This is a genomic window from Shewanella livingstonensis (assembly GCF_003855395.1).
GTDB classification, from domain to species: domain Bacteria; phylum Pseudomonadota; class Gammaproteobacteria; order Enterobacterales; family Shewanellaceae; genus Shewanella; species Shewanella livingstonensis.
The window spans coordinates 542,409-568,701 of record NZ_CP034015.1 but is presented as its reverse complement, the minus strand read 5'-3'; the positions used below and the strand labels follow the sequence as shown (position 1 = coordinate 568,701).

General features: G+C 42.3%; 22 protein-coding genes. 10 read left to right on the top strand and 12 right to left on the bottom strand.

Annotated features, from left to right (window positions below; all coding sequences use genetic code 11):
* Nucleotide 1 precedes the first annotated feature (1 nt).
* Nucleotides 2-715 (bottom strand): ribonuclease PH, encoded by a 714-nt coding sequence (gene rph / locus EGC82_RS02635; RefSeq protein ID WP_059746838.1) that lies wholly within the window; start codon nt 713-715, stop codon nt 2-4.
* Between the two features lie 242 nt (nt 716-957).
* On the opposite strand from rph, the gene EGC82_RS02630 reads away from it, so the two are divergent.
* From EGC82_RS02630 to EGC82_RS02600, 7 genes are all read left to right on the top strand, one after another.
* Nucleotides 958-1,821, top strand: a complete 864-nt coding sequence (locus tag EGC82_RS02630) for a YicC/YloC family endoribonuclease (RefSeq protein WP_059746839.1) — start codon at nt 958-960, stop codon at nt 1,819-1,821.
* Between the two features lie 181 nt (nt 1,822-2,002).
* Nucleotides 2,003-3,265 carry a tyrosine-type recombinase/integrase gene (locus tag EGC82_RS02625; RefSeq protein ID WP_124729375.1) on the top strand — a complete coding sequence of 421 codons (1,263 nt, stop codon included), beginning with the start codon at nt 2,003-2,005 and terminating at the stop codon, nt 3,263-3,265.
* A 31-nt stretch (nt 3,266-3,296) separates the two neighbouring features.
* Nucleotides 3,297-4,001: a hypothetical protein gene (locus tag EGC82_RS02620; protein ID WP_124729374.1), complete on the top strand. Its 705-nt coding sequence runs from the start codon at nt 3,297-3,299 to the stop codon at nt 3,999-4,001.
* A gap of 93 nt (nt 4,002-4,094) precedes the next feature.
* A complete protein-coding gene (locus EGC82_RS02615) occupies nt 4,095-4,304 on the top strand; it encodes a helix-turn-helix transcriptional regulator (protein ID WP_124729373.1) in 210 nt (69 codons plus the stop codon).
* Between the two features lie 12 nt (nt 4,305-4,316).
* The gene (locus EGC82_RS21825) at nt 4,317-4,526 is read left to right on the top strand and encodes a helix-turn-helix transcriptional regulator (protein ID WP_208646919.1); all 210 of its coding nucleotides are present in this window, start codon (nt 4,317-4,319) and stop codon (nt 4,524-4,526) included.
* Nucleotides 4,527-4,730: 204 nt separating this feature from the next.
* A complete protein-coding gene (locus EGC82_RS02605; RefSeq protein ID WP_124729372.1) occupies nt 4,731-5,708 on the top strand; it encodes a YagK/YfjJ domain-containing protein in 978 nt (325 codons plus the stop codon).
* Between the two features lie 183 nt (nt 5,709-5,891).
* Nucleotides 5,892-6,518, top strand: a complete 627-nt coding sequence (locus EGC82_RS02600) for an HGGxSTG domain-containing protein (protein ID WP_124729371.1) — start codon at nt 5,892-5,894, stop codon at nt 6,516-6,518.
* Between the two features lie 266 nt (nt 6,519-6,784).
* Here EGC82_RS02600 and EGC82_RS02595 read toward each other — a convergent pair whose 3' ends face one another.
* From EGC82_RS02595 to EGC82_RS02575, 5 genes are all read right to left on the bottom strand, one after another.
* On the bottom strand, nt 6,785-10,054 hold the full coding sequence (locus EGC82_RS02595; protein ID WP_124729370.1) for a type I restriction endonuclease subunit R: 3,270 nt from the start codon (nt 10,052-10,054) through the stop codon (nt 6,785-6,787).
* Between the two features lie 104 nt (nt 10,055-10,158).
* Nucleotides 10,159-11,190 (bottom strand): virulence RhuM family protein, encoded by a 1,032-nt coding sequence (locus EGC82_RS02590; protein ID WP_124729369.1) that lies wholly within the window; start codon nt 11,188-11,190, stop codon nt 10,159-10,161.
* Nucleotides 11,183-12,523, bottom strand: coding sequence for a restriction endonuclease subunit S (locus tag EGC82_RS02585; protein WP_124729368.1), 1,341 nt, complete (start codon nt 12,521-12,523; stop codon nt 11,183-11,185). Before EGC82_RS02585 ends, EGC82_RS02590 begins: the two co-directional genes overlap by 8 nt.
* Nucleotides 12,516-13,571: a PDDEXK nuclease domain-containing protein gene (locus EGC82_RS02580; protein ID WP_124729367.1), complete on the bottom strand. Its 1,056-nt coding sequence runs from the start codon at nt 13,569-13,571 to the stop codon at nt 12,516-12,518. The genes EGC82_RS02585 and EGC82_RS02580 overlap by 8 nt, the downstream gene beginning before the upstream one ends.
* On the bottom strand, nt 13,571-15,982 hold the full coding sequence (locus EGC82_RS02575) for a type I restriction-modification system subunit M (protein ID WP_124729366.1): 2,412 nt from the start codon (nt 15,980-15,982) through the stop codon (nt 13,571-13,573). Before EGC82_RS02575 ends, EGC82_RS02580 begins: the two co-directional genes overlap by 1 nt.
* 343 nt (nt 15,983-16,325) lie before the next feature.
* Between EGC82_RS02575 and EGC82_RS02570 the strand changes: the two genes are divergently transcribed.
* Nucleotides 16,326-17,216, top strand: coding sequence for a hypothetical protein (locus EGC82_RS02570; protein ID WP_124729365.1), 891 nt, complete (start codon nt 16,326-16,328; stop codon nt 17,214-17,216).
* A 1,102-nt stretch (nt 17,217-18,318) separates the two neighbouring features.
* Here the strand turns inward: EGC82_RS02570 and EGC82_RS21430 are convergent.
* From EGC82_RS21430 to EGC82_RS02535, 6 genes are all read right to left on the bottom strand, one after another.
* The gene (locus EGC82_RS21430; RefSeq protein ID WP_244212526.1) at nt 18,319-18,675 is read right to left on the bottom strand and encodes a nucleotidyl transferase AbiEii/AbiGii toxin family protein; all 357 of its coding nucleotides are present in this window, start codon (nt 18,673-18,675) and stop codon (nt 18,319-18,321) included.
* 265 nt (nt 18,676-18,940) lie between these two features.
* Entirely contained in the window at nt 18,941-20,056 is a 1,116-nt protein-coding gene (locus EGC82_RS02555) for a hypothetical protein (RefSeq protein WP_124729364.1), read from the bottom strand.
* 14 nt (nt 20,057-20,070) lie between these two features.
* A complete protein-coding gene (locus EGC82_RS02550; RefSeq protein ID WP_124729363.1) occupies nt 20,071-21,072 on the bottom strand; it encodes a YecA family protein in 1,002 nt (333 codons plus the stop codon).
* Nucleotides 21,073-21,087: 15 nt separating this feature from the next.
* A complete protein-coding gene (locus EGC82_RS02545) occupies nt 21,088-22,401 on the bottom strand; it encodes a type II toxin-antitoxin system HipA family toxin (RefSeq protein ID WP_059746842.1) in 1,314 nt (437 codons plus the stop codon).
* The gene (locus tag EGC82_RS02540; protein WP_059746843.1) at nt 22,391-22,681 is read right to left on the bottom strand and encodes a helix-turn-helix domain-containing protein; all 291 of its coding nucleotides are present in this window, start codon (nt 22,679-22,681) and stop codon (nt 22,391-22,393) included. Before EGC82_RS02540 ends, EGC82_RS02545 begins: the two co-directional genes overlap by 11 nt.
* A 245-nt stretch (nt 22,682-22,926) precedes the next feature.
* Nucleotides 22,927-23,187 (bottom strand): helix-turn-helix domain-containing protein, encoded by a 261-nt coding sequence (locus EGC82_RS02535; RefSeq protein ID WP_124729362.1) that lies wholly within the window; start codon nt 23,185-23,187, stop codon nt 22,927-22,929.
* Between the two features lie 228 nt (nt 23,188-23,415).
* Here EGC82_RS02535 and EGC82_RS02530 point away from each other — a divergent pair, with 228 nt between their 5' ends.
* Nucleotides 23,416-24,624: a winged helix-turn-helix domain-containing protein gene (locus EGC82_RS02530; protein ID WP_124729361.1), complete on the top strand. Its 1,209-nt coding sequence runs from the start codon at nt 23,416-23,418 to the stop codon at nt 24,622-24,624.
* A 223-nt stretch (nt 24,625-24,847) separates the two neighbouring features.
* Nucleotides 24,848-26,164, top strand: a complete 1,317-nt coding sequence (locus EGC82_RS02525) for an anaerobic C4-dicarboxylate transporter (RefSeq protein ID WP_124729360.1) — start codon at nt 24,848-24,850, stop codon at nt 26,162-26,164.
* The last annotated feature ends 129 nt before the right edge of the window (nt 26,165-26,293 follow it).

Sequence of the window (26,293 nt, the reverse complement as noted above, 5' to 3'; positions counted from 1 at the left end):
ATTAACTTAATGCGGCTTTTTGCACATCGACAATTTCGCGAATACTGTTTTTAGCTAACACTAACAACTCAAGCAACTCTTCATGGCTAAATGGTTCGCCTTCTGCAGTACCTTGAATTTCAATAATCTTACCGGTTTCAGTCATCACAACGTTCATGTCAGTTTCAGCAGCGCTGTCTTCAATGTATTCTAAATCACTGATCGCTTCGCCTTTGTAAATGCCCACACTAACAGCTGCAATTAAAAACTTAAGTGGGTTGGCTTTAATAATGCCTTTACCACGAGCCCAGTTAAGCGCGTCAACTAACGCCACACAAGCACCCGTAATAGCAGCAGTACGTGTACCACCATCAGCTTGAATAACATCACAATCGATAACGATAGTGTTTTCACCTAACAACTTCATGTCTACAGCAGCACGTAATGAACGGCCAATTAAACGTTGAATTTCTTGAGTACGGCCAGACTGCTTACCACGAGCCGCTTCACGGTCCATACGGCTGTGCGTTGAACGCGGTAACATACCGTATTCAGCTGTTACCCAGCCTTGACCCTGGCCTTTAAGAAAACGCGGAACGCCTTCAGTAAAACTGGCTGTACATAATACTTTTGTGTCGCCAAACTCAACTAAAACAGAGCCTTCAGCATGTGCAGTAAAAGAACGCGTAATAGTAATAGGGCGAGTTTGAGCTGGTGTACGGTTACTTGGGCGCATGAAAAGTCCTGTAGTCGAATTCATATCAGATTTGAGCGCATATTATAGAGGTTCGCGACGCCAGATGCCACGACAAACCCACGCTAATCGCTATCGGTAACATGATCGTCCACCAGCGTTATCACAGATGTTGTTGATATCGGCCAAGATAAGCCACAATTATCGCCACTAATCCTTTAATCCAACGACCTAAAACGGCTATAATCAACCCACATTTGCGTAATAACATAACAGGACACTTCATGATCCAAAGCATGACAGCCTACGCTCGTATCGAGCACAAAGCAGAATGGGGCACAGCCTCATGGGAAATTCGTTCAGTCAATCAGCGCTACCTAGAAACCTACCTGCGCCTGCCTGAGCAGTTCCGTAGCTTTGAACCTGTCTTACGCGATCGTCTTCGTAAACGCCTTAACCGTGGCAAAGTAGAAGTGAATTTGCGTTATGAATTAGCTGACAACAGCAGCAACGAATTACAACTTAACCAAGGTCTAGCCAAGCAAATACTTAACGCGGCAAACTGGTTAAAACAAGAGGCAGGACAAGGCGAACTAAGCCTAACTGACGTATTACGCTGGCCTGGCGTACTAGCCACTGCCGAACAAGACATGGACAGCGTTGGCGCAGATTTAATGAAAGCATTCGACACTGCAATCGATCAATTTATCGAAGCGCGCGGCCGTGAAGGTGAAGCGATTAAAGACATGCTGCTTACCCGTTTAGACGGCGTAATGGAGCAAGTGAAGATTGTGCGTGAACACATGCCTACCGTCATGCAATACCAACGCGAAAAACTCACTAACCGCTTAGCCGATATTGCTGGTGAACTGGATCCTGCTCGTATCGAACAAGAAATGGTACTCCTAGCGCAAAAGCAAGACGTTGCCGAAGAAATGGACCGTCTTGAAGCTCACGTAGCTGAAGCTCGCCGCATCCTTAAAAAAGGCGGCAGCGAAGGTCGTCGTTTAGACTTTATGATGCAAGAGTTTAACCGCGAATCAAATACTTTAGCCTCAAAATCAATCAGTGCAGAAATCACTTCAGCCGCTGTTGAATTAAAAGTATTGATTGAGCAAATGCGCGAGCAGATCCAAAACGTTGAATAATGTTTCAGGCTGTTCCAGTTAGTTAAAAAATCCGTTATAACACAAGTTATTACGGATTTTTTTGTTTTTACAGGTTCGTAATTGTTTGCTATTGTTTAATAAAAAGTGGGACTAAAATGGTGACTAAATTGATTAGTCACCACTTTTAAAAAAATCTAGTCACCAATTTGGACTTAAACTAATGAATGATAAGCAAATAAAATCTTTTCTTAAAAGCAAAGAGCTTGGACGCAAGGCTGTAGGTGATGGACTCTATATCCGAGTGCAGACCGAAGGTGTGGCATATTGGGAAGTGAGATACAGCATTAACGGTAATCGCCGCTCTATGATGCTAGTAGGCGGGCTCTATCCAGCCATGCCTTTAGTTGAAGCAAAAGCAGAAGCCGCAAAAGTTAAACTGTTAGCCAAACAAGGTATCGACCCTTTAGCTGAACGAGAACGGCAGCAAGAAGAAACAATCATCACCGTCAATGATCTATTTGACGATTGGTATCAAACGATTGCATCACGTTTAAAGCATGCCGAGATCCCGATGCGAATGTACTCTAAAGAAATTAAACCTACAATTGGGCAGCTAAGAGTGGCTGACGTAAATGCTCGTGACATTAGGGCCATAATCCATAAAGTAGCAACCAGTAACCGTCCTACGGTCTCTAATAAGACGCTACTGTGCTGTAAACAACTATTCAATCACGCCTGTAAACTTGATCTCATAGCTGGTAACCCTGCAACAGCGTTTAAACCTGTTGATGCTGGTGGCGTAGAAAAGAGCAGAGAACGAGCACTTAAAGTCACGGAGCTTGTTAGCCTTTTTAAAGTCCTAAGAGACAATAATCATATTTTTACGAGAGATAATTATCTAGCCGTTGCCTTATTGCTCTCTCTAGGTGTTCGTAAAGGAGAGCTCATTGCAGCTAAATGGACTGAGTTTGATTTTGACAATCAGCTTTGGCATATGCCAAAAGACAGAAGCAAAACAGGGGTCGCTATTACAATACCTCTCCCCAATGCGTCAATTGATTGGTTTAAAGAACTTCATGCTCGGTCTGGTGGTTCTGAATTTGTCTTCCCTTCTCGTCGTGCGAGCAAACGAAGAGGGTATATCTCTAGTGATACCTTAAACCATGCTCTAGCGAAATTGTTTGGTAAGAAGGTTGATAGTAATAAACAACCCTATGACAACTTACTAGGCCAAGCGGGTATTGAACATTTTACCATCCACGATTTACGCAGAACCTGTCGTAGCATGTTAGCTGAGTTGAAGGTACTTCCCCACATCGCTGAGCGTTGCCTTAATCACAAGTTAAAGGGCATTGAAGGGGTGTATAACCAGCACGATTACTTAGAAGAAAGAAGAGAGGCATTAGAAAAATTATCAAACCTATTAGCTCCTCTTGTCAATGATGCTCATAACAACATAGCCCCTTTTATAAAGCGAGCTTAATTCAACAAGTTAAAGATGTAGAGATAACATAATGTCTAAAATCAATATAGTATTCACCTCTGATAGTCATGACATATCTTCAACTCTATTTATCACATCGATGAGAGAAAGTATTAATACACTCATTAGTGACGAGTGCCCTTTAAAACAGTTATCCATTATTACTAATGAGAAAAATCTAAATTTAATCAATACTAATTTAGGTCAGCTCGATGAGCTTGTCTCTGCTCTAGAAGGTCTTCAGAGTGAATATATTACTGGTAGTAACAATCCCGATGGCATTAAAAACCTGTTTGCTAAAATTCATCACAAGCTTATTTATATAATTGGTCAATATAATTATGAAGTAGAGCATAAGTCATTACTAACTAAAGGATTAACAAGTATAAAAACTGCTCAAAAAAAAGCACATAGAGCCTTCCTCAATAAATACAGTGACGCCATAAGGCTTACAGAGTTCATTCTAGAAGAGTTCTACAGTGAACAAGCCAATCATCCTTACCCTCCAAAGGTTGTATTGAAGTCGATAGTTAAACTCTGTGAAGATAATAATATCTGTTATCCAGAAGACTTGAAATCCGCGAAATTTAAAAGCTTCATTCAACCGATGATTAAAGATATAAAAATGAAATTTGTTATCACAAATACATGGCATGGTGCACCTGAGGCCCAATTTAAAGTAATACCGGACCGTTCGTTTCAAAAGAAATTTAATCACCTAATCAATAGGCTTTAATAACTGTAAAGGGTCGCTCGCTGTGCCAGCTATCCTTTACTCGAATTTAACCATGCAAAATCACTCACGAAACGTACTTAAACGGGAGTGACCATGTCAACATCTAACTTAACAACACCAGACCGTATCATCCGCGAAGCTGAACGCAAAACCATTACCTCTATATCTCGTACGACTGCATGGTCTCTTGAACGTAAGGGGTTATTTCCAAAACGACGACAACTATACCCAGAGAGCAACTCTGTAGGCTGGTTATTATCAGAACTCAATGATTGGGTAGCCTCTCGTCAAGCGATTAACTAAGTGGAGGTTAAGATGTCCAATATCAACACTGACCACTTAGCTATGTACTTAGACGATAACCGACTGGTAAAAAAGCCTGAAATCCAAAAGTTACTAGGAGTTAGTCGCTCAACCTTAGGTCGATGGATCAAATCTGGGAAATTCCCTCCACCAGTACTGATTCAAAATGGTCGTTCACGCTGGCGATTCAAAGACGTCCATGAATGGTTATCCACCAAGTAAAAGGAGCAGGTTTGAACCTGCTTTTTTTACCCATACTGATGACACACTATGAACCATGAACAATACCCAGTGAAACGAACTAAAAAGCACACAACCCCAATGGCACAGCATGATTTGAGCTTAAACAAGTCATGCTGTACAGCGGATATTAAATAATATATCGCCGCCAGACTGAACAAGTGTCAAATAACTAGACAAATAACCATGCCAATAAATACAAATAAAAGCCAAACGCTCAACACTAAGGTTCGTAAACAGCCGTTCTGTATATCCAAGCACAACTCAACTTTGTTTGCTTACAAGAACCATGCTTATCAAGTTTATAAACCCAAGTATAAACGCTTAACAAAAAGCATAGTCCATACCATTATCTCTGACTATGAGATTATGCTTAGCCATTACAGCAAAGTCCTAGTAGCAAGAATTGATCTCCATCCAAATAGTTACTCAGTCGATAATCAAACTATTAAGCTGTTCTTACAACAAATCTCAGAGCTTCTAGCTAACAAATATCTGTGTAAAATTATTTATCATTGCGCTAGAGAACAAAACACTTCTGACACCGAGCACTACCATCTAGAGATCATGCTCAGTGCGCATAAAATCAAGCACTCAAGTAAATTACTTAAACTAATAAAAGCAAAGTGGGCAATTCATGCTAATGGCACAGTATCATTCGTGGACAACCCCTTCTGTATCATTTTCAGAGGCAACAAAGCCTCTCTCAAAGAGGCTGTTTATCGCTCAAGTTATCTAGCTAAAGAACACACTAAAGAACTCAATGGAAAAGCTAAAGGCTTTATAAGCAATAAGCTTCCACCAGCAAAATCTTTTGGCCCGACTAATGATCTTATGCTGGTGGCCCCAAACATTACATTTGAAAAAAATAAACGAAAGCTGCTTTATAGAGCCTCTCAAACAACTGAACTTGAGCCTATGACCAAGACAAAAAAACTATCACCATATGGTTGGTTTAATGCCCTTTCTCATGCGCAACAACTCAAAGAATGTATTGCATCTAGAACCACTAGTTTAAGTCATCTGACGAATCCCCCACCAACACAGAAAAGGCAAAGTTATCGATATAAAGATGTATTGATCAATGAAGCGAGCGACGAAGTGATCATCACTCAAGTAGCACCCCATGAACCGAAAAGTGATCACTCTTATTTTGATCACTAAAGTCATTGATGAACGAATCCCAAAGCAAAGGCTAACTCCATGAAACAAGTCATACAGTGGGTTTTGTGAAAATGGAAGTGATCATTGCAACCTTCGAATAATTCAAATGCAAAACAAAGTCCATGAACCGAAGACAATACAGGCGAGTGATCACTAAATTGTTCAACACAAATAGGATAGAACATGACTAAATTTAACCTAGACAGCCTGCCTAAATGCGGAGCAAAGACCCGAAATGGTAAACCATGCAAACGTTATGGTAATAAGGTCAATGGTCGTTGCAAGCTTCATGGTGGACGCTCTACTGGAGCAAAAACTAAAGAAGGAAAGTTAGCTGTGCGCATTAATGCTCTACTAAATGAATTCACGTGGTACTTCAACAACCGCTATTATATGAAGATTAAAAAATCAGACATGCACAATGGAATTCTTGCCTACTTAGAGCTCGTTGAACTCACCAACATGAAAGCTTTAGAACTCAAAGATGAGGTTTACAAGATTGTAGAGCAGTATCATGTTGAACTTGAAATGAGCAAATACTATATAACTATGCGTGAAGGTGCTGACGCCTTAATTATCATTCAATCAGCACTAGATCATTACTACAAAGATACTGCCGCTCAACACCTCTACTTCCATGTGTACACTCCTCTCTATCCCGCACCATTTTTCGATCGACTCGAAGGCTCGAAAGCCCAACAAGATAAAGAGATGCAAATACTCATTCGCACTGCAAAAAAGAAGGGCGATTACTACACAGGTAGAGCCTGTCCGAACACTATGCGCAAAGTGTTAATAAAAGCACCTTGAGACGGCTAAACAGTTTAGTCGCGCACGTAAAAGATGAAACATACTCAATTCATTTAATAGTAATTTCATCAACCCAAATAGAACAATGATTGAGTTGAATGAGGCAATAAAACCAAGCCTATGCTTCTAGCGAGCAAACCTTTGCTTTAGTGACCATAGAATGCCCCTAAATAGCCACTATAAACCACACGTTCAACGTCACAGTTAGTTAGCCTATCTAAGCTTGTCGCCTCGACATTGCTTCAACCAAGCCGTTGCCTTAACGGTTAAGCCCTATGACCATTCAACATATCAAACATGACCTCTAATACATTTTGACGAGTAGAAGGATCACTCAAATATTTCACCATCATTTCCTGTTCAGCGCTTGAGCTAGCCATCACCGCTTCATCACTCGCCACAGGGAAGTCACCGAGCATGGCTTGAGCTCTAGAGTTGTTCTTGATTTGCGCCATAACAGTCTCGTTCTCACGAACCTTTTCACTCCACTTACGGACGGTATTAATCAAATCACCATCTGATAAGTTTTCATTGGCAAATGCTTCATTCAATTTTTCAAGCACATACGACAACAGCTCTTCTTTTTTATCTTTCGCTTTGGCTGAGCCGACATCCGAACTAGGTTCAAGCCCATACTCAACGGCATCTTCTTTAAGTTGAATATCTTGCTGACGAATTTTAGATAAACGATAGTGACTCATTACCACGTTATCCAAATCCAGCTCATCTTCTTCTACGACTTTTTCACGTAATAGAGGACGAAGGTGCCGTGCATACAAGCTCAGTTTTTCTAGCTCTTTGTCGTCATAATCCACCAGCTGAGACATAAACTCATAAAAACGAGTAAAGCTACCCAAGTCTTTCTTGAAAATTTCAAGACGGTCTTTTTCTTGCTTACAATCCTTAAAGCTATTTTCAGCATTGGCTATCAGCACTGCATCGCCTGTTAGCTTCGTACGTTCAAACATTTCTTTGGCTTTGATGTAAGCATCAATCGCAGATGCATAGCGCTTCTGCCAACGGTCTTTAGCTGGATAGCAAATATTACTAATGGCAGCATTAGACTTTTTCTTAGTAAAGAAAGCCTCACAAAACTTCTCCACCTCTGCCCATAAGAAAATGCCGCTTGTGCGTAGCTTCTCAAACAAATCAAACACCATGTTAGGATCGGTAACATCGGTGAGCTCAGCAGTCTGATAATAAGGCTGAAACGATTCTAGAATGTCATCAGGCGAATTATAAAAGTCTAAAACAAACGTGCCTGTCTCGGTCTTACTAGGGTAGATCCGATTAAGACGCGAAAGGGTCTGCACGCATTCAACACCGCCAAGTTTCTTATCTACATACATGGCACATAACTTAGGTTGATCAAAGCCTGTTTGAAACTTGTTGGCCACCAGCATTACTTGATAATCATCACTGTCGAAAGCTTTGCGCATATCCCGACCTTTAAGGTCTGGATTCATGTTTTTCTCGGTAAACTTCTGATCCAAAAATGCGAAGCTATCAGGATCATTCTCGCTAAACTCAACTTCACCAGAAAATGCCACCATGGCTCGTATTGCACCATAGCCAGTTTTCTTATCAGCAAGCGCTTCTGCAATGTACTTGTCAAAGGCAAGCTTGTAGCGCACCGCTTCCTTACGTGAGCTGGTAACAACCATAGCTTTCGCCTGACCGCCCAATAAGCCCATTACGTTATCTTTAAAGTGCTCAATAATCACTTTCACCTTTTGTGAAATGTTGTGATCATGCAAACGCACCCATTGGTTGAGTTTTACCGTGGCCTTCTTACTGTCGACTTCTTTATCGGCAGCCTCTATCTTCTGCGCTAATTGGTACATCACTTTGTAGTTGGTGTAATTTTTTAGCACATCCAGAATAAAGCCTTCTTCAATGGCTTGGCGCATTGAATACACATGATACGCCTCTGGCATATTCTGCTTTGATGGTGGAAGCTCTGGATTAGGTAAACGCCCAAACAACTCAATGGTTTTCGCTTTAGGTGTAGCAGTAAAGGCATAGTAATTAAGATTGGCACTGCCTTGTCGTGCGGCAACAGTGGCGTCTAAAATGTCCTCTGACGATAACTCAACGTCATCATCAACCTCATCGGTCATCAATACTTCTTTCAGCTTACGTGCTGTTGAGCCGCTTTGTGATGAATGCGCCTCATCGGCAATCACCGCATAGCTACGCTCTTTCAGCGAGGTCGAATTTTCTATCGCACGTAATACAAACGGGAAAGTCTGAATAGTCACAATGATAATTGGCTGTGAAGTTTCCAGCGCCAATGCCAGCTTTTCAGATTTAGAGCCATCGCCCTCTTTGTTATTAATCCGCCCGACTACGCCATCAGCATGTTCAAACTGGTAAATGGTATCTTGCAGCTGATCATCAAGCACGGTGCGATCGGTCACCACTATCACCGAATGGAATTGCTTTTCACCTTTATCATCGTATAACGTGGATAGCTGGTGGGCTGTCCATGCAATAGAGTTCGACTTACCCGAGCCAGCACTATGCTGCACTAGGTATTTATTACCCGTACCTTCGTCAATCGCGGCATTGATTAGCTTAGAAACGACATCCCATTGATGATAACGCGGGAAGATAAGGGTTTCTTTTTTAGACTTACGGCCTTCCCAGTCTTCTTTCTCTTCAATTTGTAAATGCACAAAGCGGCCAATGATGTTTAATAGGTTGCTTGGTACTAACACCTCGTTCCACAAATAATCAGTAGCATAAAGGCTGCTATCTTCGGGTACATCGTTACCCGCACCGCCTTCTTTGGTGCCTTTGTTAAACGGCAAAAAGAAGGTGTCATCACCCGCTAGCTTAGTTGCCATGTAGACTTCATACTGACTCACAGCAAAATGCACCAATGCGCCACGTTTAAAACTCAATAATGGCTCACGCTTCTTGGTCACAGGGTCTTTAGCTAAGCGAGTACGTTTATATTGTTTTATCGCATTCTCGACAGCTTGCTTAAACTCAGACTTGAGCTCTAATGTCGCAACAGGTATACCATTAACGAACAACACTAGGTCAATCCGCCATGCTTTGGCTTTTTTACCCGTAGCAGCTAAATGCTCTTTAGTGGCATAGGGGCTATACACCAACTCAGGCACAATACGGCAAATGTTTTGTTGGTAACGCGCCAGAGTTTCAGGGTTAAGGTTATGCTCGGGCTTGAACTGGCATAACGAGAAGCGGGCATTACGAATGTTTAACCCATGACGAAGCACACCCAAGGTTCCCCAAAGACGAGACTCTTTGTCAGTCGCGTTATCATCGGCTTTGGTTAACTGGGCAACTAGTGCTTTTAAGAAATGACTTTCTGGCTCATTGGGATACACCTTACACAGCTTTTGCCACTCTTTGGGTTGAGTGGCCTGTACGAACGCCAACGCATCTTGCTCATAGGTTGCAGTCTCACGGTTGTAACCGTCTGGCGAGCCTTCAACCCAACCTTTACTTACCATTTGAGCAATGATGTCGTCTTGAAAAATACGCTCTTGGGTTGTATCTATCACTTTTATTATTCCCTATAGGTGACTTATTAAACCTGTGGCCCTATGGCCTAGCAAACCTGCGGCCTGATTAAACCTTTGAGCTGATAGCGCCAAAGCAATTCAGGTTAATTATTGGGCTTATCCTGCGGTTGCTTATTTTGTAGCTGCTTTAGCGCATTAGCTAAATCGACATCAACCTTTGATGGCTGGGCATCGATTACTCTTCGGTACTTATCATATTCTTGTTTGGCCTTTTCTGTGGCTTGGGCTTGTGAAATATGGCCTGCATGGTTAAGGACTTCATAATCACTTAAACGTAAAAAGTCATCGAGCTTACTGGCCCAGTCTGCCATTTTCATCAATTTGCCGTTACGGGCTTGCAGTTCGGCAAATTCTAAGTAGGAGTTAACCAGTCGGTTTAAGGTATCAAGCTCTTTTTCATCTAAATAGTTTTTACCCGTTACCACTTCTTTGCGGGTAGGCTCTGTGCCAGCAAAACTCGTTAACCCTAAATGAGGCTTATCGGCATCGATACGCTTAAACACCAATTCAGCGGCGGTATTACCATGTGCCGCCCAGTGCATTTTATTTTGTATTTTGGCAAAAAAATCGACACTGGTTTGGGCTTTGCCATCGTAATCTATGCTGGTGGCGTAAATGTCGCACACCTTGCGCCAGAATATCTTCTCTGATGAACGTATATCGCGGATACGGTTTAACAGTTCATCAAAATACTGCATGTTGTCTGGGTTTTTCAGGCGCTCATCATCCATGACAAAGCCTTTCGTTAAGTACTCTTGTAATGTTTTCGTCGCCCACTGACGAAACAGCATACCTTGCTTAGAGCGCACACGATAACCCACGGCTAATATGGCTTCTAAATTATAATGCGTTACATCGCGCGCCACTTCCCGCGCGCCTTCTATTTGAACTATTCGGAAATTCCTAATGGTTGCATTTTGTTCAAGTTCACCCTCGCTGTAAATGTTGCTTAAATGCTCATTTATCGTCGGTACGGTTTTTTGATAAAGCTCAGCAATGAGGTTTTGCGTCAACCATAAGGTCTCAGTTTCAAAACGACACTCAACCTGCGTTTGGCCTTCGTCTGTTTGAAACAAAATAAACTGCCCAAGCGGCGGCGTAGCATCGTTAGTCATGAGGCGGCTCCCAATGTCGCACGTCTATTTTTCCTGTGACAGCAGCTGAGATTAAGGCGGTGCGGCGTTCTTGCATCAGCAGGATAGCGTTCTGAGCTTTTTCAATTGTTCTATCGAAATATTCTAGTTTTTGGCTCAAATAGTTCGCTATCGCCCTTTGCTCTTCTTTTGTTGGAGGTATTGCTACAACAATGCCTAAAACATCACTATTTGCTAAATTTGCTTGTTTAGTCCCTGATGGTAATGAATATAATTGTGTTAGATATGATTCAGACCACAACACATTAATTAAAAAGTCCACATCAACCTTAGCGTCAAATGGAAGTAATTTGGCCACTCGTTGATTTAGTAAAAAATAGTCACAATGTTCAACCTTAATCGCAAATCCATAGTCACGCTTGCCTAGAGTTCCGGTTAAAGACATGAGGATATCGTTCTGCTGAACTTTAAAATCAGATAGTTCATTTAGCATTTTATTAGGTACAAATATTGGTTGTCGCTCTAGAGCAAGCCTATTTTGATAAACGTTACCGATACGAAGAATCTGAACACCCTCCTCCGTAAAAGAATCACTACTAAAGGCATAACCGCCTTGAATAGATGAAAGGTATTTCAGTTTAGTAACCACCCAATGCGCTGGCACTTCACCTAACCACTCGACACCTGAATCTTTCATTGGGGCTTGTGGGTGCTCTTTATTAGAGATGCCTTTAGTCACTGCATGGCTGATCACCGCTTGGCGCTTTTCTTTTAATAGCTTAATCAGTTGCTGCTGCTTGTCGATGAGCGTATCGATTTTGGCCGTTTCGTGATCTAGAAAGTTGGTTATTTTTTGTCTCTCTTCAACATTTGGTGGGTAGACAACTTCTAAATTGCCTAACGCTTCCGCTGTAAGTTTTGGTTGAGCGGAGCCGCTTACCACGGGACTAATATCCAAATTATTTAGAGAGTTAACCCAAAATGAGTACATTTCATCTAAAGGTTTCAATATATGGGCGTGATTGTTCACCCAGTATTTACCCGAGGCGATAAAAGCTAAAGGGGTACTTTTTGCAAGCAAGTTGGCCCCATCTTCGCCAAACAATATCGTATCCTCATCAAAAAGATAATCATCAACTCTATCTATTACACCTGAAGCACCATAGTAAGGGTATTCTCCTTGACGGCTCCCTCTCTCCTCTGCGCTTAGCGGAATACGCTTATAATCCAGACTCTTGCAGATGTACTTTACGCTCCCTTCAATCCAGTGAGAGGGGACTCTTTCCAACCAGCCGATTTTAGAATCTCGATACTCAGAATAAGCCTGATACTTACCAGCTTTTAACTCACTCATGATCGCCCCCTAGCTGGGCTAATACTTCAACACTGGGCAATTCATTTTTCAACGAGTCGGGGAGCTGTTGGGTTAAGCGATACTCGGCAATGCCCATGGGTTTGTCCATGCCGCTGAGGGCGTATTCGGCCACTAACTTATCTTTGGTTTTGCACAGTAACAGGCCAATGGTGGGCGCATCACCTGTTTTAGCAAGTTGCTCATCAACCGCTTTAATATAAAAATTCAGCTTGCCTGCATGCTCTGGCTCGCTCTGGTTTAATTCAGCACCTAATTTTAATTCAATCACTATGTAGCAATGTAAATGAATATGATAAAACAGCAGGTCGATATAAAAGTCACGCTCACCCACTTGCAGCGGATATTGCTTATCGATGTAAGCAAAGCCTGCGCCCAGTTCCAGCAAAAATTGAGTGATGTGCTTAACCAGCCCTTGCTCTAATTCGCGCTCTGAATGATTTTTTGAAAGGCTTAAAAAGTCAAAAATGTACGGATCTTTTAAGGTTTGAATAGCTAACTCTGATTGCGCGGCAGGCAAACGCTGCTCAAAGTTATGTAAGGCTTGGCCGTCGCGCGTCCACAGGCCGCTTTCAATTTGGTGCACTAACACGTTACGGCTCCAGCCATGTGCGAGTGTGTTACTCACATAATATGCGGCCTCGGCTTTGGTGCTGCACTTGCTGATAATCTGAATATTGTGTCCCCAAGGGATTTGTACTAATTGGGCAACAAGCTGTTGCCCAATTGCATCGCTTGAGAAAAATTGATACCACTGGCGAATGTATTTTAGGTTACGCTGTGAAAAGCCTTTCATTTGTGGAAATTCGGCCATTAAATCTTGGCTGAGTTGGGCTAATAACTTATCGCCCCATGCGGCTTGCTGTTGGCGGGCGACTATTTCTTCGCCCAATTGCCAATACAAGGTTAAAAGCTCGGTATTCACTTTAACGACGGCTTTTTGCTGGCTTGATGCCACTTTTTGTTTAAGCTCTGTTAGCCATTGTTTGTACTCTGCACTTTGCAGTAATGCTGGGTGTTTGTCGTTCATTACGAGTGCACCTCTTGCAGCAACTTCATAATGTCTTTACTGACCGCATCCAAATCAGTGTCAATCGCTTCTAAATCTCGCGGCGGCTGGTAAACATAAAAATGACGGTTAAAGGGGATCTCGTAACCGACAATACCAATTTCACCGTCCTTATCATCACGCTTGTCGGCGTTAATCCACGCATCGGCCACATGGGGGGCGACTTCTTTAGTGAAGTAAGTTTCAATCAATTCAGAGGTGCTTATGCTTGGATCAAGTGGCACGTTTTCGTTATCGCGCAAATCGCCGTCTTGTTGGTATTCAACAACTTGTCCCAACAAGCCTTTCACAGTGCCTTGATACTTAAAAGTACCGTAAAATGGCTGTGCATCGTCTTTAATCACCTTCTTAACCACAGGTGCCGCATCTGGATTTTTGCAAGTGATGGCATCGATAAACTGCTTTTTCTGTTTGGTATCGAGCTTAATACCAGTGGCTTTAAACGCGACTTTGAGGGTGAGTTCGAACTGGTTGAAGTCGTCCGACGGTTGATGCGTCCCGCCTAGCGCTTTGCCTGCATGAGCATCAACTGCTTGTTGAAGCTGCTTTGCATCGTTCATCAATGATTGTTGCCACAACCAAAGCTTGGGCTCTAATACATCTTTAATCTGCTTTTCTTTAAGCTCGGGGAAATCAGCCTTGATCATAGCCCTAGCTTCAACCTCAACCTCTGTGAATTGGCCGTAACTGTTTATATCAGCACTTCCCTCTGTCCAAGCACCACCGAATTGCCCATACAGTGCCACCATAGCGGCATTTAGCGGCTTAGGTGCAAAACGCAGCGACTGAATGGCGGCATCGGTAATTTGCGCCGATAAACGCAGCGGTCGCTCAATCGTTAGACGGCGGTAACCAAACTCGTAAGTGTTAAAAATTTTACTGGCAAAGGTTTTTGTTGTTTCGGCTTTAGGATTAGCAGCCTGTCGACCACGGCTACTTTTTACCTCGGCAGGCTTATCAAGCCCCATGTCAGCCAGTGATGTTGCATCAATCACTTCAAACTGACCGAAGGCACGGGTAATGGTTTTGATGTCGTCTTCACTCATTACGTTACGCTTAGAGCCAAGTGACTTGCGCATTTTACCGCAGAGGTGTGAGCCATCAATCAACTGAACCTTGTCTTTACGCTCAGCGTCTTTCTTGTTTGAGAGTACCCAAACATAAGTCGCGATACCTGTGTTATAGAACATGTCTGTAGGCAACGCGATGATGGCTTCAAGTAAATCAGCCTCTAGAATATAGCGGCGAATTTCACTTTCACCACTTCCAGCACTGCCCGTAAACAAAGGAGAGCCGTTTAAGATTATACCAATACGGCCACCAGCATTAATGCTGCCATCGCTGTTATGTGTATCACGCATCTTGCTAATAAGGTGCATTAAGAAAAGCAGCGAGCCATCTGACACCCGAGGTAAACCCGCACCAAAACGCCCATCAAAGCCTTTTACTTCATGCTCTGTTTTAATCTCACCGTCAATTTTCTTCCAATCGACACCAAACGGCGGATTAGACAGCATGTAGTCAAACTGATCGGTGGGTAGTTGGTCATTAGATAGGGTGTTACCCAGCTTGATACGGCTAACGTCTTGCCCTTTAATCAGCATGTCAGCTTTACAGATGGCGTAGGATTCTGGGTTAAGCTCTTGACCAAAAGCGCGCATAACGGCTTTAGGGTTTAATTTATGCAAATATTCCATACTTGAAGAAAGAAAGCCGCCTGTACCCGCAGTTGGGTCGTAAATAGTACGGATAATACCCTCTTTGGTGAGGGCATCATCATCTTCCATAAACACTAATGACGTCGTTAGGCGAACGATATCGCGAGGAGTGAAGTGCTCTCCCGCTGTTTCATTCGAGCTTTCAGCAAAGCGGCGGATCAATTCTTCAAACACTAAGCCCATTTCATGGTTTGAAACGGCTTTTGGGCTTAGGTCAGTGGTGGCAAATTTTTTCACAACCTTATAGAGCAGGTTAGCACCATCCAACAAGCCAACAAATTCATCAAACTTGAAATGCTCGAAAATTTCACGGGCATCAGCAGAAAAGCACTGAATATAACGCTCAAGATTCGCCTTAATATCCTTTTGCCCCATTTTGCCAAGATCCATCGGCGAGGTATTAAAGAATGCCAAGCCATTCGTGGCTCGCAGAATCATCTTTTCTTGAGCATCTTCTGGAAGAGGCATGGCTTTGACTCTTTCAGCTTCAATAACAACAGCTTCTTTGCTTTCTTCCAGCACACACTCAAGGCGGCGAAGCAGAGTGAAGGGTAAAATAACTCGACCATATTGTGATTGCTTAAAGTCACCGCGAAGCAGGTCAGCGACCGACCAAATGAAGGCAGCAGTTTGAGAGAAATTAGTGTTCGTCATTTATCACCTGTAAAAGCCGCTTATTGTATCGACTTGTTTAAACTAATATTGTTCGGATGTTCTGTTAGAGCTAGCGTAACGAATAAACATGTATGCAAGAAAGTAGCAGATTAATGAACGACTAAATATTCCTACTATGTTTAATCGTATATAGGGGTGTTATCCCTGCAATAATTGATTCGATTATACACAATACACATGAGCTAAATCATAGTCAGATCAAAAAGATAAAACTATTATGTTTCCATGAGTTTGAAGATAGAAAATATGTTGCGCTAATCCTTTGGTTTCAGCATACCAATAAGCTCAATGTTGAGCGTTAATCATTAATGGATGGACTGCTATGAAAATGGACTTGATACCGACTGTAACGTCATTGCTAGTGCAGGATGCAATAAGCATTAGTGGTGATAATGACCTTATAGAGAAGTTTACCGAGCATGTGTACTTTCATAGCTTTGGGTATGAACACCCACCTACTTTTGACTCCAGTGGTTACCCATGCCTAATTTATGCCGAGCGAACAGTACCGCAACTGAGCGACAGCATTGATAGACCTATAAGCAAGCAAGTGCTTTATAGCATTACGTTATTACCTGAAAAGTTTGAAGTGTTGGTGCATGTCCATTCAGCTGATAGCTCTGACAACATAACCAAGCCCATTTATACTGTCATCAAGCCTAATTTATCAATGTTAGATAATGCCTTTAGCGCCTTATATAACCATATTGATGATTCGACTCAATTCTTGATTTGCCAACATTGCCACCAGCTGGTGGCCTCAGAGCTTTGCAGCAATAACACTTGTGGTGGCACTAGCTCTGATAACAGCAGGAGTGAACTCAGCGCCCACCAGCACTGTGAGTCCACTTATAAGCAGGTGTTTGACACTCGTCTTGTTGATCGTGTCTCCATTACAGGAGAAACGGTTAACGTGTTTAAAGATGAGGATGAAATCAAGTTCTATGTTCTCGCGACAGCTTGGGCTGCCCCTGACGAATCTTGTTCCTACCATAGCGTTATTGCAACCCTACCGCTCAGTGCCTCATTAGATGAAGTAAACGCTCTCAGGCTCAAGCTCGAAGCTGAACAGGAGTACCCTGCACCTTGTTATCACTGTGACAAGCAATGCGACAAAGGTGAGGCTATCCATTTAGATTCTTTGGTAGATTTCGATACTGATGACATTGTTTGCTACGCCTGCGCAACACAACACTATGGTGTGGTTTATTAGGCAGGCAAATGAAGCAGCTATTATGTATGGGTGTTATTTAAGCGAGACCAACAAGAAGCCAATTGCTAGTTAAGTAGTCGTCTAGATCTATCCTTTAAGCCATCAAGAATCGTATCTCTTATATGCACTGGAAAATCTTGAGGTAACTTAGAGTTAACTTTAGTGATGACTGAGTCAACTGAATTGGCTATCTCATTCATAATGTCCGCCATAGTTGCAGTATCAAAGCCAACGGCTTTTGCTGTTTGAATAAAGTGCCTTGGGAAGATCTGTGCTATTTGGTACTTCTTACCTCTTGTCGCTTTGAGCCCCATAGCCAGCTTTGCATCGCGAATATTTACACGCTATAGACGTTAAATATGTGATGACATGCTAACGCGTATTGCCATAAAAGAGACTGACCAAAAAATATGAATGAAAAAAAATGAAATACCAAGGGGGGAGTTTGCCCATAAGAATATCAGCTTACAGACCAATCAAAGTGGTACTAAAGTGGTGACTAAATGTATTTTACACAAACAAGAATACAAGTAACCCATTGAATTAAATGCACAATCAAAACTCGCACCACATTCAGATCCAAAACGTTGAATAATGTCTTAGATAGGTAACTACCTGTCCAATAATGTCTTAAAAGCCCTGTACTTACCTTGTAAATAACATTGTAAATACAGGGCTTTTTTATTTATTCCCTTCAAATTAGTTTGCAGATACCTGTTGTAAACTGTCTTAAATTTTGGGAAATGGTGGCACCTCATTTATCCTCAATAAGTGTTTGCAGTTTGCAGTTTGCAGTTTGCAAATTAAGTAAAATCGAGATAAACGTGTGAAACCACAATTTCATTATTATCAAAATAAATAATGTGGTTTAAACATAGATACTTCCGAGCTAGAAAAAAGCGAATAATTGGCATTCTTATACGCATAAAAATATAAAAAACCGCACTTTTATGCAGGTAAAAGTGGGGGCGAGTGGTTCGGTTAACACCAACCAACAGTATGAAGTTCAAAGGTATGACTAACCCATATCAAATGGATTTATTGGTGTTCCTTCATTAAGTAATTCAGACGCGATGGCATTGACCCCTCTCTTATCACATACCTAATACTCTGGGTTATCGAGGGTTCTTTCTTTAATTTGCTTAGGGATAAATCGGCTCACTTCCATGTTGCAGTCATGACAAACTTCATCTTCAGTCATCAGCTGAACAGATAGAGCCTGTTGAAAGCCTTCTGCTTGATTCTGTTTGGCGATGGGTTTCTTTTCAACCAATGTATTGGATAAATCAATACCACGTTGCTTGAGCCAAACAATATCCCCTATATCACGAGGCTTTATGCGCCATGAGCGATACGCCAATGCGATCAATTTATTAGCCATCGTTTCTTGTAAAGACTTACCGGAACCAAGCTCCATTCTGTCGGTGTAACTATATCGTAATGATTGATTAACGAGCATTTTTCGATATCGAATGACGGAATCGCACACTCGCCTATATACATTTTTTGCCTTGGTAAATAAGGACGGTTAGCCTCTTTTACAATACTAATTTGCCAAGTAACAGTATCCCCCTGAACTTGTGCAATGCAAAGGTCTACAGATTGTTACGGCATAAATAGCTTAGTGTAGACCTAGGGATGATTCTTCAGTTTCTTAATCAGTCTAAAGAAAATTTATATCTATTTTTTGTTAACACCATCTGACCCGTCCATAACGGCAAGGTTTATAACAAATTACTAAGCCGGTTTAACAGTGCTTTACGGCTGTTATTAGCAGTAATAAATCGTTTAAAATGTAGCTGAAACGCGGTTGCATCGCCTTTAAACTGATAAGCTTCGAACAGTTTATGAAGATACCGAGATGCCTCATCGTAGCCACTGGCGCAGGTTCGGTTGGCTTGCTCTTGCGCTTTCTGCCAGCAGAGATCACGTTTGCTGTATATTTCAGTAAGCGCCTTTTCTTTTTCCATTTTTTCGATAGCTAATTTCTTTGCGAGTGCTTCGGCTTGTTCTTGCCGTAATTGGCTTTGTGCTGGTTCAATATAGGGTTCAAGCGTATCTGGCGTTAACCAATACTGGTAGACTTCTTTATTGGTCGATTCTTTTCGCATTATCGCTAAGGCTTGGTGACGAGTTAACTGACCCTGCTCAAAGATGGCTCTTATTAGTTTGGTTTTGTCTGCCTCAGTAAGATTATTTAGCCAATGATCAAACTGAAACAGGGTATGTTTAGCTTGGTGACTTGGCTTTACTGCCAACATCATCGCCAGTGCCTTAATCCGCGCGAAAGGAACATCGTACAATTGGACAAAAGCCCTTAGCTCATCACTAATATGATTAAAATCAAAATTAATCAAAGGTATCGTCTCAACCTCACCACAGGCATCTAACCCTCTGAGCCACATGAAGTACAAAAGACGCCAATCACCTTGCATTAACGCATTACGTAAGCCGGCTAAATGTTGGAAAAAATCTTCTGCATTTTCATCATCAAAATACTCTTCATTTTCCTCAATAGAAAAAATAAGCAGTTGCCACTCATCGCTTTGATGAACACGAAGCCCCTCACTTGAAAAGCCAAGTAATGCATCAGATATCGTCCCCGCTGGAAGTTTGATGTAGGCATCGATTGACCCCCAGTTAGCGTAGTAAAAACCGATATCGAAGTGTTTTAGCATTACTTTTTGTGGCTCAGCCTTTAAATCACTGTAGTTATAGACCACGTGAAAAGACGTTGCTGTAATATCGGCTCTACTTGAAATAGCTCTGAGTCCTTGACGTGCTTTGCTGTCTAAATACCCATCCAGACGCTCAAATCGATAATATTGATATTCGCTCACGATGACTTTTTTTATTAGTTAATGGTGAAATGAAAGGTTTGCTTTAATAAAGGCTGAGCCTCAACTATTCTGGCGATAGGTTCCCCGTTTAAAAAACGTTTTGGATCGATGATTATAAACCCCCAAAACTGCAGAAATCGCTTAACAAACCTTGATTCGATTAGCACACTTAACTTTCTTTCAGATGACAAGTCATCTTCCGAATGGCATGCCAGTTGCAAATCGGGGAAAGCTGTCATCACCTCTTTAACGAGCTGATCCACACTGTTATGACTTTGTATTCGCCATAACATAAACAACCAAAAGGTACGCAAATCGACATCGTACTCAAAACCATCTAAATACCCCCAATTATATTTGCTGATTGCGGCTTCTAACATAGGTTTGAAGAAAGCCTGTATCCCTGATGTCTGGTAAAGCTTTTGAGCTGATTTTTTAACATGATAACAACCGCTGCGTCGGTAAATAATACCGCTAATTTCAGCCAACACTCGAGTGTAATGTAAGGCATTGAATTTATCTTCATTGCTACCAGAAAACTCACTGATACTAATATCGCGTTGAAATTGAGCGACAGAGAACTCAGGCAATAACTCACTGGCTTGCTTGACTAATTTAGCTGGTAAGTTGCCTTTGCTAGTGGCTTTGAGTGAGCCATCTTGCGCCATGGCTTCGTCAAGAATGAGGGCCAAATAGCGCATTACAGGACTTGCAGATAGATCCTCTGGCGTACTGATTGTCACCCACTGCAATTCATCAAAAGGTGCATAGAGCCAATTGGCCATTTGCGTTGGAGTCACACCACAAAGATCTTTATGCGGTTGGTTATTGCGGTCCTGGACTTTGTGCTGTAAAGCAGCGTTGAGTTCATCAAGGCTCAAATCTGGGTTCATAGCTAGATTGGCTTCAATATCATCAAAGACTTGGCCATGTTGCTTGGATACGTTATCCATACAACAACGCTTATATTTTTTACCACTGCCACAGTGGCAAGGATCGTTACGACCAAGCTTCATTATTAATTTCTCTTATTATTGTATAAAAAGCGCAGTATTTTCCTGTTTACGCTGATTTAGTGTCTTAGTAATAGCCGCCACTGTCGTTTTACTGATCCCTTGCTGCTGAGCGAGATGAGTAAATTGGCTGATTGCTTCTGATACTTCTTCAACGACTTGCCTCGCTTCCTTCCAAGTAGCAAAACCTGCACTGGCCGCCAGTTTTTGCATCACTTTGAGTGGCGGCGCTTTTCCGTACCCAGCAAAGGCGGTCGCATGCTCATTAAAGGGATGAGGGCTAAACGTCACATCGTAAAAAGGGGCGAGCTGCCAACTGCCATCATCTCCTTGTAAAAAGCCCCAGTTTTTACTGTGATCGTCTTGGTTCGCGGCAAATAAGTTAAAGATTGCGCGACGAAATTGAAGTTGCCCGGCAGCAGGTGACTTACACAGCTGACGGCTGGCCTTAATAAGATCACTATAGTCTAAGCTAGGGCTGCGAAAGTCGGCATCCAATAGACCGCAAGCACTGTGCATATGTAAACGCCCAGCCTTCTCCTGCGCCGGTAAATAATCGAAACGCTTTAACGCTAACCAAGCTTTAGCGCCACTGCTTGTTGGTGCTTCAATTAACTGCCATATCGGTGGCTGACATTTTGCCTGCTCTGCCATTTGTAAATAGACCGCTTCACACAAACCTTCTTCGTGGCCCAAAGCCAAGTTCTTCGAAGTAAACTTCACCAACCATGCTTCATCACCAGGCTGTGCATAAGTACGGCATTGCGTCGCGTCTCCAGCAGGCATATAGATTTGCGCTTTAGGACGTGCACCGCCAGAGCTTCCTACTGCTACCAACGTTGCTAACACTTGCTGAGTGCTACCGTCTAAATCGTCAGAGAGGGATTGGTCAAACAAGGTTTGTGCTTCAAGCCCAAGTGTTTCCAAATCAATATCTGAACGCTGATCTAATGAGAACTCTGATACAGGCGTAAAAGACAATGCCCCCATTGCTTGCTGGCCAACAAAAGCCAGTCTATCCATAGCTGTCAATTGCGCTGGTAAAATGCCTTGTTGGCGGAACGCGCGATCTTGTAGCAACAAACCCCAGCCATCGGGAAGACTATCACCAAAAACGCCATGAATACCTTGGTGTGGCTGTTTAGGTGCGGCTTGAACTTGTGTGTTCGCCTGCAAAGTAAAAGGCGATAAATTGCCAAACTGCGGCAAATAGCTGTCTGCATACTGAAAAAAAACGCCTTGCCGATTCTGAGCTAACACACCAACGGCTATCCGTTCACCTGAGCTTAACGTGCGAGCTACGTTGAGTTTCTGAATGGGTTTAAAACTCATCTTTTAGCACCTCATCAATGCTAGTCGGTATAGCTGTGCGCTCTTTGTTAGGTTGTGTGAGCTGATAGAGCCTATCCAATGAGTCGAGTGTCTGCCAAAGTAAAAGCAATTGGCGAAATGAAATTTTCCCGGTCAACTCAAACTTCTTAATGGTGGCAGCAGGCACGCAGCTTCGCTCTGCCAATGCTGATCGTGACAGCTTTGCTTGTTGGCGTAACTCACGTAAGTAAGCAGCATAGGCTTGGCTCACATCAGCATCATCAAGTAATGTAAAATTCATTCGCAAAGGCCATATGGACACAGTAATATCCATTGTATAAATAAAAAGCCAAAAATAGCCACTATTGTATCCAAAAAAATACGGGGTATTGAAAATCTTCTCGATAAAGCCTTTCAACACTGCTATTTTTAGAACCATAACAGCAGCATAAAAACGGAATTGCTTTTCCATTGCTCTCAACTAAGATTGTGTAAAACCATTCATATAAACATCAAGGATAGTCATTACCACTCCTCCTTCCATTCTTACTCAGTCGGTATAGTTTTATCATCTACAAGCTCACACCCTAACTCTGGGTTTCTAACCTTGATGTCTAGCTCAAGGTTTAATGCCGATAATATTTTAAACAGTGTTTCTACTTTAGTGGAGTCAGGGTTCTGCTCAAAGCTAGAAACCGCATCCTGACGAATGCCGACCTTACTAGCGGCTTTACTTTGCGATAGCTTCATATTTAGCCGTGCATCTTTAAGATACGCGCTAAGCTGCTTTGAGGTCGTCACCTTCATAGTCACTTTACCTATATAAACAGTTCCAATATCACTTTACACGCTACAACCGTTAAAACAATTCTTACATGCCATAGCGTGTAAGAACAACCCACACAATGATTAATCCTTACTACCAACATCTAGCAATCTTATTATCAACCGCGGGTATACTCTGCTATAAAATTCGGCCTACAATGACTTATTACCGTGTTCAATTTACTTACTGAATTCTATAAAGGGCGCTTGATGACCAATCCTTACTCTGCCACACAATGGTTACAGCTAAGTATGCAGCAGCAAGGTTTGTTGCAGCCTTTAGGATCGTTATCAGAATTGATGCAGCAATTAAGTTATGTGCAAATCGACTCTATTAATGTGGTCGAGCGCGCACATCATCATGTGTTGCACAATCGCCTAGCCGATTACTCTCCTGCCATGCTTGACGAGGCTATGACCGATAAAACCGTATTTGAATACTGGTCCCATGCGGCGGCATATTTGCCCATAGATGATTACCGTTTTAGCTTGTATCGCAAACAGCAATTACAACAAGGCGATAAACATTGGTTTGAGCCTGAGCATAAAGTCATGCGCGAGGTAAAAGCCCGCATAACAGCCGAAGGCCCACTCAAAGCCAGTCAATTTACACATAATGCGGATGCTAAAAAGGGATCATGGTGGGATTGGAAACCCGCTAAAAAAGCGCTTGAACAATTGTTTATTCAAGGCGAGTTAATGGTGGCTAAGCGAGATAAGTTTCAAAAAGTTTACGATTTAACCGAGCGAGTATTGCCTCGCAATATTGATATCACCATTCCCAGTGATACCGAGTACGCTCAGCACTTAATTAATCGTTATTTAGCCGCCCATGGTTTTGGCAATTTGCAACAAATTCAATACTTGCGTAAAGGCCTTAAACCATTACTGAGCAAAACATTAGCGCAAATGTGTGAGCAAGGAGAAATCGCCCATTTTACTGGCGCCAATGCGGCAACAAGCCAAGTTTATTTTTATCAGCCTAAACTTACGTTACCCACAAGTATTCCCAACAAAGTGTGGCTGCTTAATCCGTTTGATAATTTAGTCATTCAACGGCAAAAGCTTAAGCAATGGTTTGGTTTTGACTATCAAATCGAGGTATATGTGCCTGAGGCAAAACGCCAATACGGTTATTACTCATTGCCCATTTTATGGCGCGACCGCTTTGTTGGACGTGTGGATGTAAAAGCTGATCGTAAAAACCAATGCTTGTTACTGCAAAACCTGCACATTGAAACGCAAATATTGACGAACCAGCATGATGAGCCACATGACAAGGCGCATTTGGTTTCTGCACTCATTGAAGCGATTGAACACTACACTCAGTTCAACAACTGCCAACGTTGGCAGCTATTACAATGTAACGATAAAACGATTGCCCAAATGTTACTCAAAGCAAGTCAACAGAGTAGTTAACTGCCCCCGCTGAACGTCCAATACCGCTCGCCCTCACCAAGTAATAAGTGATGCAACACAATACATGCGGTTGTATGTAATGTTGTTCACGTTTTAAACATTTATTGCCATCCCCGATTCAATAGCTTGAGTTATGTCACTAACCCCAAAGATGTAGTGGGATACCTTCAAAAGGCTAAAATAATAACAACCTACATAAAAACCTACGCGGAGAGAACACACGATGTTTTATATACACATGCTGCTGTTATTAACAGTGATTTTTATTGGAATACGCCACGGCGGTATCGCCTTTGGTTTACTCGGTGGGTTAGGTGTTTCGGTACTTGCTTTTGTATTTGGCATTGCACCAGGCACACCTCCTGTCAGCGTAATGTTAATTATTCTGGCGGTGGTCGCGGCCTCAGCAACACTAGAGGCAACCGGCGGCTTAAACCTATTAGTCAAATTCGCTGAAAAACTGTTACGCAAACATCCTGAACATATCGTGTTTTTAGGCCCGCTTTGTACTTATACCTTAACGGTACTGGTTGGTACTGGCCATTCGGTTTACCCACTTCTGCCAGTTATTTACGATGTATCATACAAAAAAGGCATCCGTCCTGAACGCCCATTAGCCATGGCAACCGTTGCTTCACAAATGGGTATTACAGCTAGCCCAATTGCTGCTGCTGCAGCAGTAGTACTAGCGACTGCTGTTGATAATAATCTTGATATTAACTTACTTGATGTACTCATGGTGACCATTCCAGCAACCCTAACGGGCTTGCTAGTGGCTTGTACCTGGAGTTTAAAACGCGGTAAAGATTTAGATAAAGATGAAGAGTTTCAGGCACGATTAACCGATGCTGATTTTCGTGAGGCGTTAATCGATCCACAAGATGACAATGCAGAAACACCACAAGCACAATCAACCGCTAAGAAAGGCTTAATCGTATTCTTACTGGGTATTCTGGCCGTTATCATAGTGGCCATGTTTAATAAGCAGCTACTCCCTGCTGGCGTCAGCATGTCGGTCGCAATTCAATTTATGATGCTGTCCGTCGGTGGGGTCATATTACTCGCAACCAATATATCGCCTAAAAAAATCGTCACTAGTAATGTGTTTACTGCTGGTATGACTGCAGTGATCATTATTTTTGGTATTGCATGGATGAGTGACACCATTATTGAGCACCATAAAACCTATTTGGTGAGCGCGGTAAGCGACATTGTCAGCGTGTATCCATGGACATTTGCTATTGCGATGTTTGTGTCGTCTATCTTCTTAAAAAGTCAGGCTGCGGTATTAACTATAATGCTGCCATTAGGGTATTCACTCGGCATCCCAGCACCAGTATTAATTGGTGTACTGCCAGCGTGTTATGCCTACTTCTTCTTCCCATTCTACCCAAGCGATTTAGCCGCAATTAGTTTTGATAGAACCGGCACCACCCACATTGGTAAATACGTACTCAACCACAGCTTTATTATTCCAGGCTTTATTGGCGTAGTAACCGCCACATTTGTGGGTTACTTTATTTCAATGGCGATTAACTAGCCCTCGCTTGTAATTTGGCTTTGAGCTTTAAGCTAAGAACTAAAGTGATAAACCGCTCGTGAATTGCCCCAAATAAGTCACTAGCATCAATAATAATGGCAGCCAAAGTGGCTGCCATTATTGTTTTTA

Excerpts from the sequence above, each read along its gene's own strand:
- EGC82_RS21430 (WP_244212526.1), bottom strand. The coding sequence starts at position 18,675 with ATGCTCGTTAATCAATCATTACGATATAGTTACACCGACAGAATGGAG.
- EGC82_RS02530 (WP_124729361.1), top strand. The coding sequence starts at position 23,416 with ATGACCAATCCTTACTCTGCCACACAATGGTTACAGCTAAGTATGCAG.
- EGC82_RS02625 (WP_124729375.1), top strand. The coding sequence starts at position 2,003 with ATGAATGATAAGCAAATAAAATCTTTTCTTAAAAGCAAAGAGCTTGGA.
- rph (WP_059746838.1), bottom strand. The coding sequence starts at position 715 with ATGCGCCCAAGTAACCGTACACCAGCTCAAACTCGCCCTATTACTATT.
- EGC82_RS02590 (WP_124729369.1), bottom strand. The coding sequence starts at position 11,190 with ATGACTAACGATGCTACGCCGCCGCTTGGGCAGTTTATTTTGTTTCAA.
- EGC82_RS02540 (WP_059746843.1), bottom strand. The coding sequence starts at position 22,681 with ATGAATTTTACATTACTTGATGATGCTGATGTGAGCCAAGCCTATGCT.
- EGC82_RS02575 (WP_124729366.1), bottom strand. The coding sequence starts at position 15,982 with ATGACGAACACTAATTTCTCTCAAACTGCTGCCTTCATTTGGTCGGTC.
- EGC82_RS02615 (WP_124729373.1), top strand. The coding sequence starts at position 4,095 with ATGTCAACATCTAACTTAACAACACCAGACCGTATCATCCGCGAAGCT.
- EGC82_RS02630 (WP_059746839.1), top strand. The coding sequence starts at position 958 with ATGATCCAAAGCATGACAGCCTACGCTCGTATCGAGCACAAAGCAGAA.
- EGC82_RS02550 (WP_124729363.1), bottom strand. The coding sequence starts at position 21,072 with ATGAAGCTTGGTCGTAACGATCCTTGCCACTGTGGCAGTGGTAAAAAA.
- EGC82_RS02585 (WP_124729368.1), bottom strand. The coding sequence starts at position 12,523 with ATGAGTGAGTTAAAAGCTGGTAAGTATCAGGCTTATTCTGAGTATCGA.
- EGC82_RS02570 (WP_124729365.1), top strand. The coding sequence starts at position 16,326 with ATGAAAATGGACTTGATACCGACTGTAACGTCATTGCTAGTGCAGGAT.
- EGC82_RS02600 (WP_124729371.1), top strand. The coding sequence starts at position 5,892 with ATGACTAAATTTAACCTAGACAGCCTGCCTAAATGCGGAGCAAAGACC.
- EGC82_RS02525 (WP_124729360.1), top strand. The coding sequence starts at position 24,848 with ATGTTTTATATACACATGCTGCTGTTATTAACAGTGATTTTTATTGGA.
- EGC82_RS02620 (WP_124729374.1), top strand. The coding sequence starts at position 3,297 with ATGTCTAAAATCAATATAGTATTCACCTCTGATAGTCATGACATATCT.
- EGC82_RS21825 (WP_208646919.1), top strand. The coding sequence starts at position 4,317 with ATGTCCAATATCAACACTGACCACTTAGCTATGTACTTAGACGATAAC.
- EGC82_RS02535 (WP_124729362.1), bottom strand. The coding sequence starts at position 23,187 with ATGAAGGTGACGACCTCAAAGCAGCTTAGCGCGTATCTTAAAGATGCA.
- EGC82_RS02545 (WP_059746842.1), bottom strand. The coding sequence starts at position 22,401 with ATGAGTTTTAAACCCATTCAGAAACTCAACGTAGCTCGCACGTTAAGC.
- EGC82_RS02580 (WP_124729367.1), bottom strand. The coding sequence starts at position 13,571 with ATGAACGACAAACACCCAGCATTACTGCAAAGTGCAGAGTACAAACAA.
- EGC82_RS02605 (WP_124729372.1), top strand. The coding sequence starts at position 4,731 with ATGCCAATAAATACAAATAAAAGCCAAACGCTCAACACTAAGGTTCGT.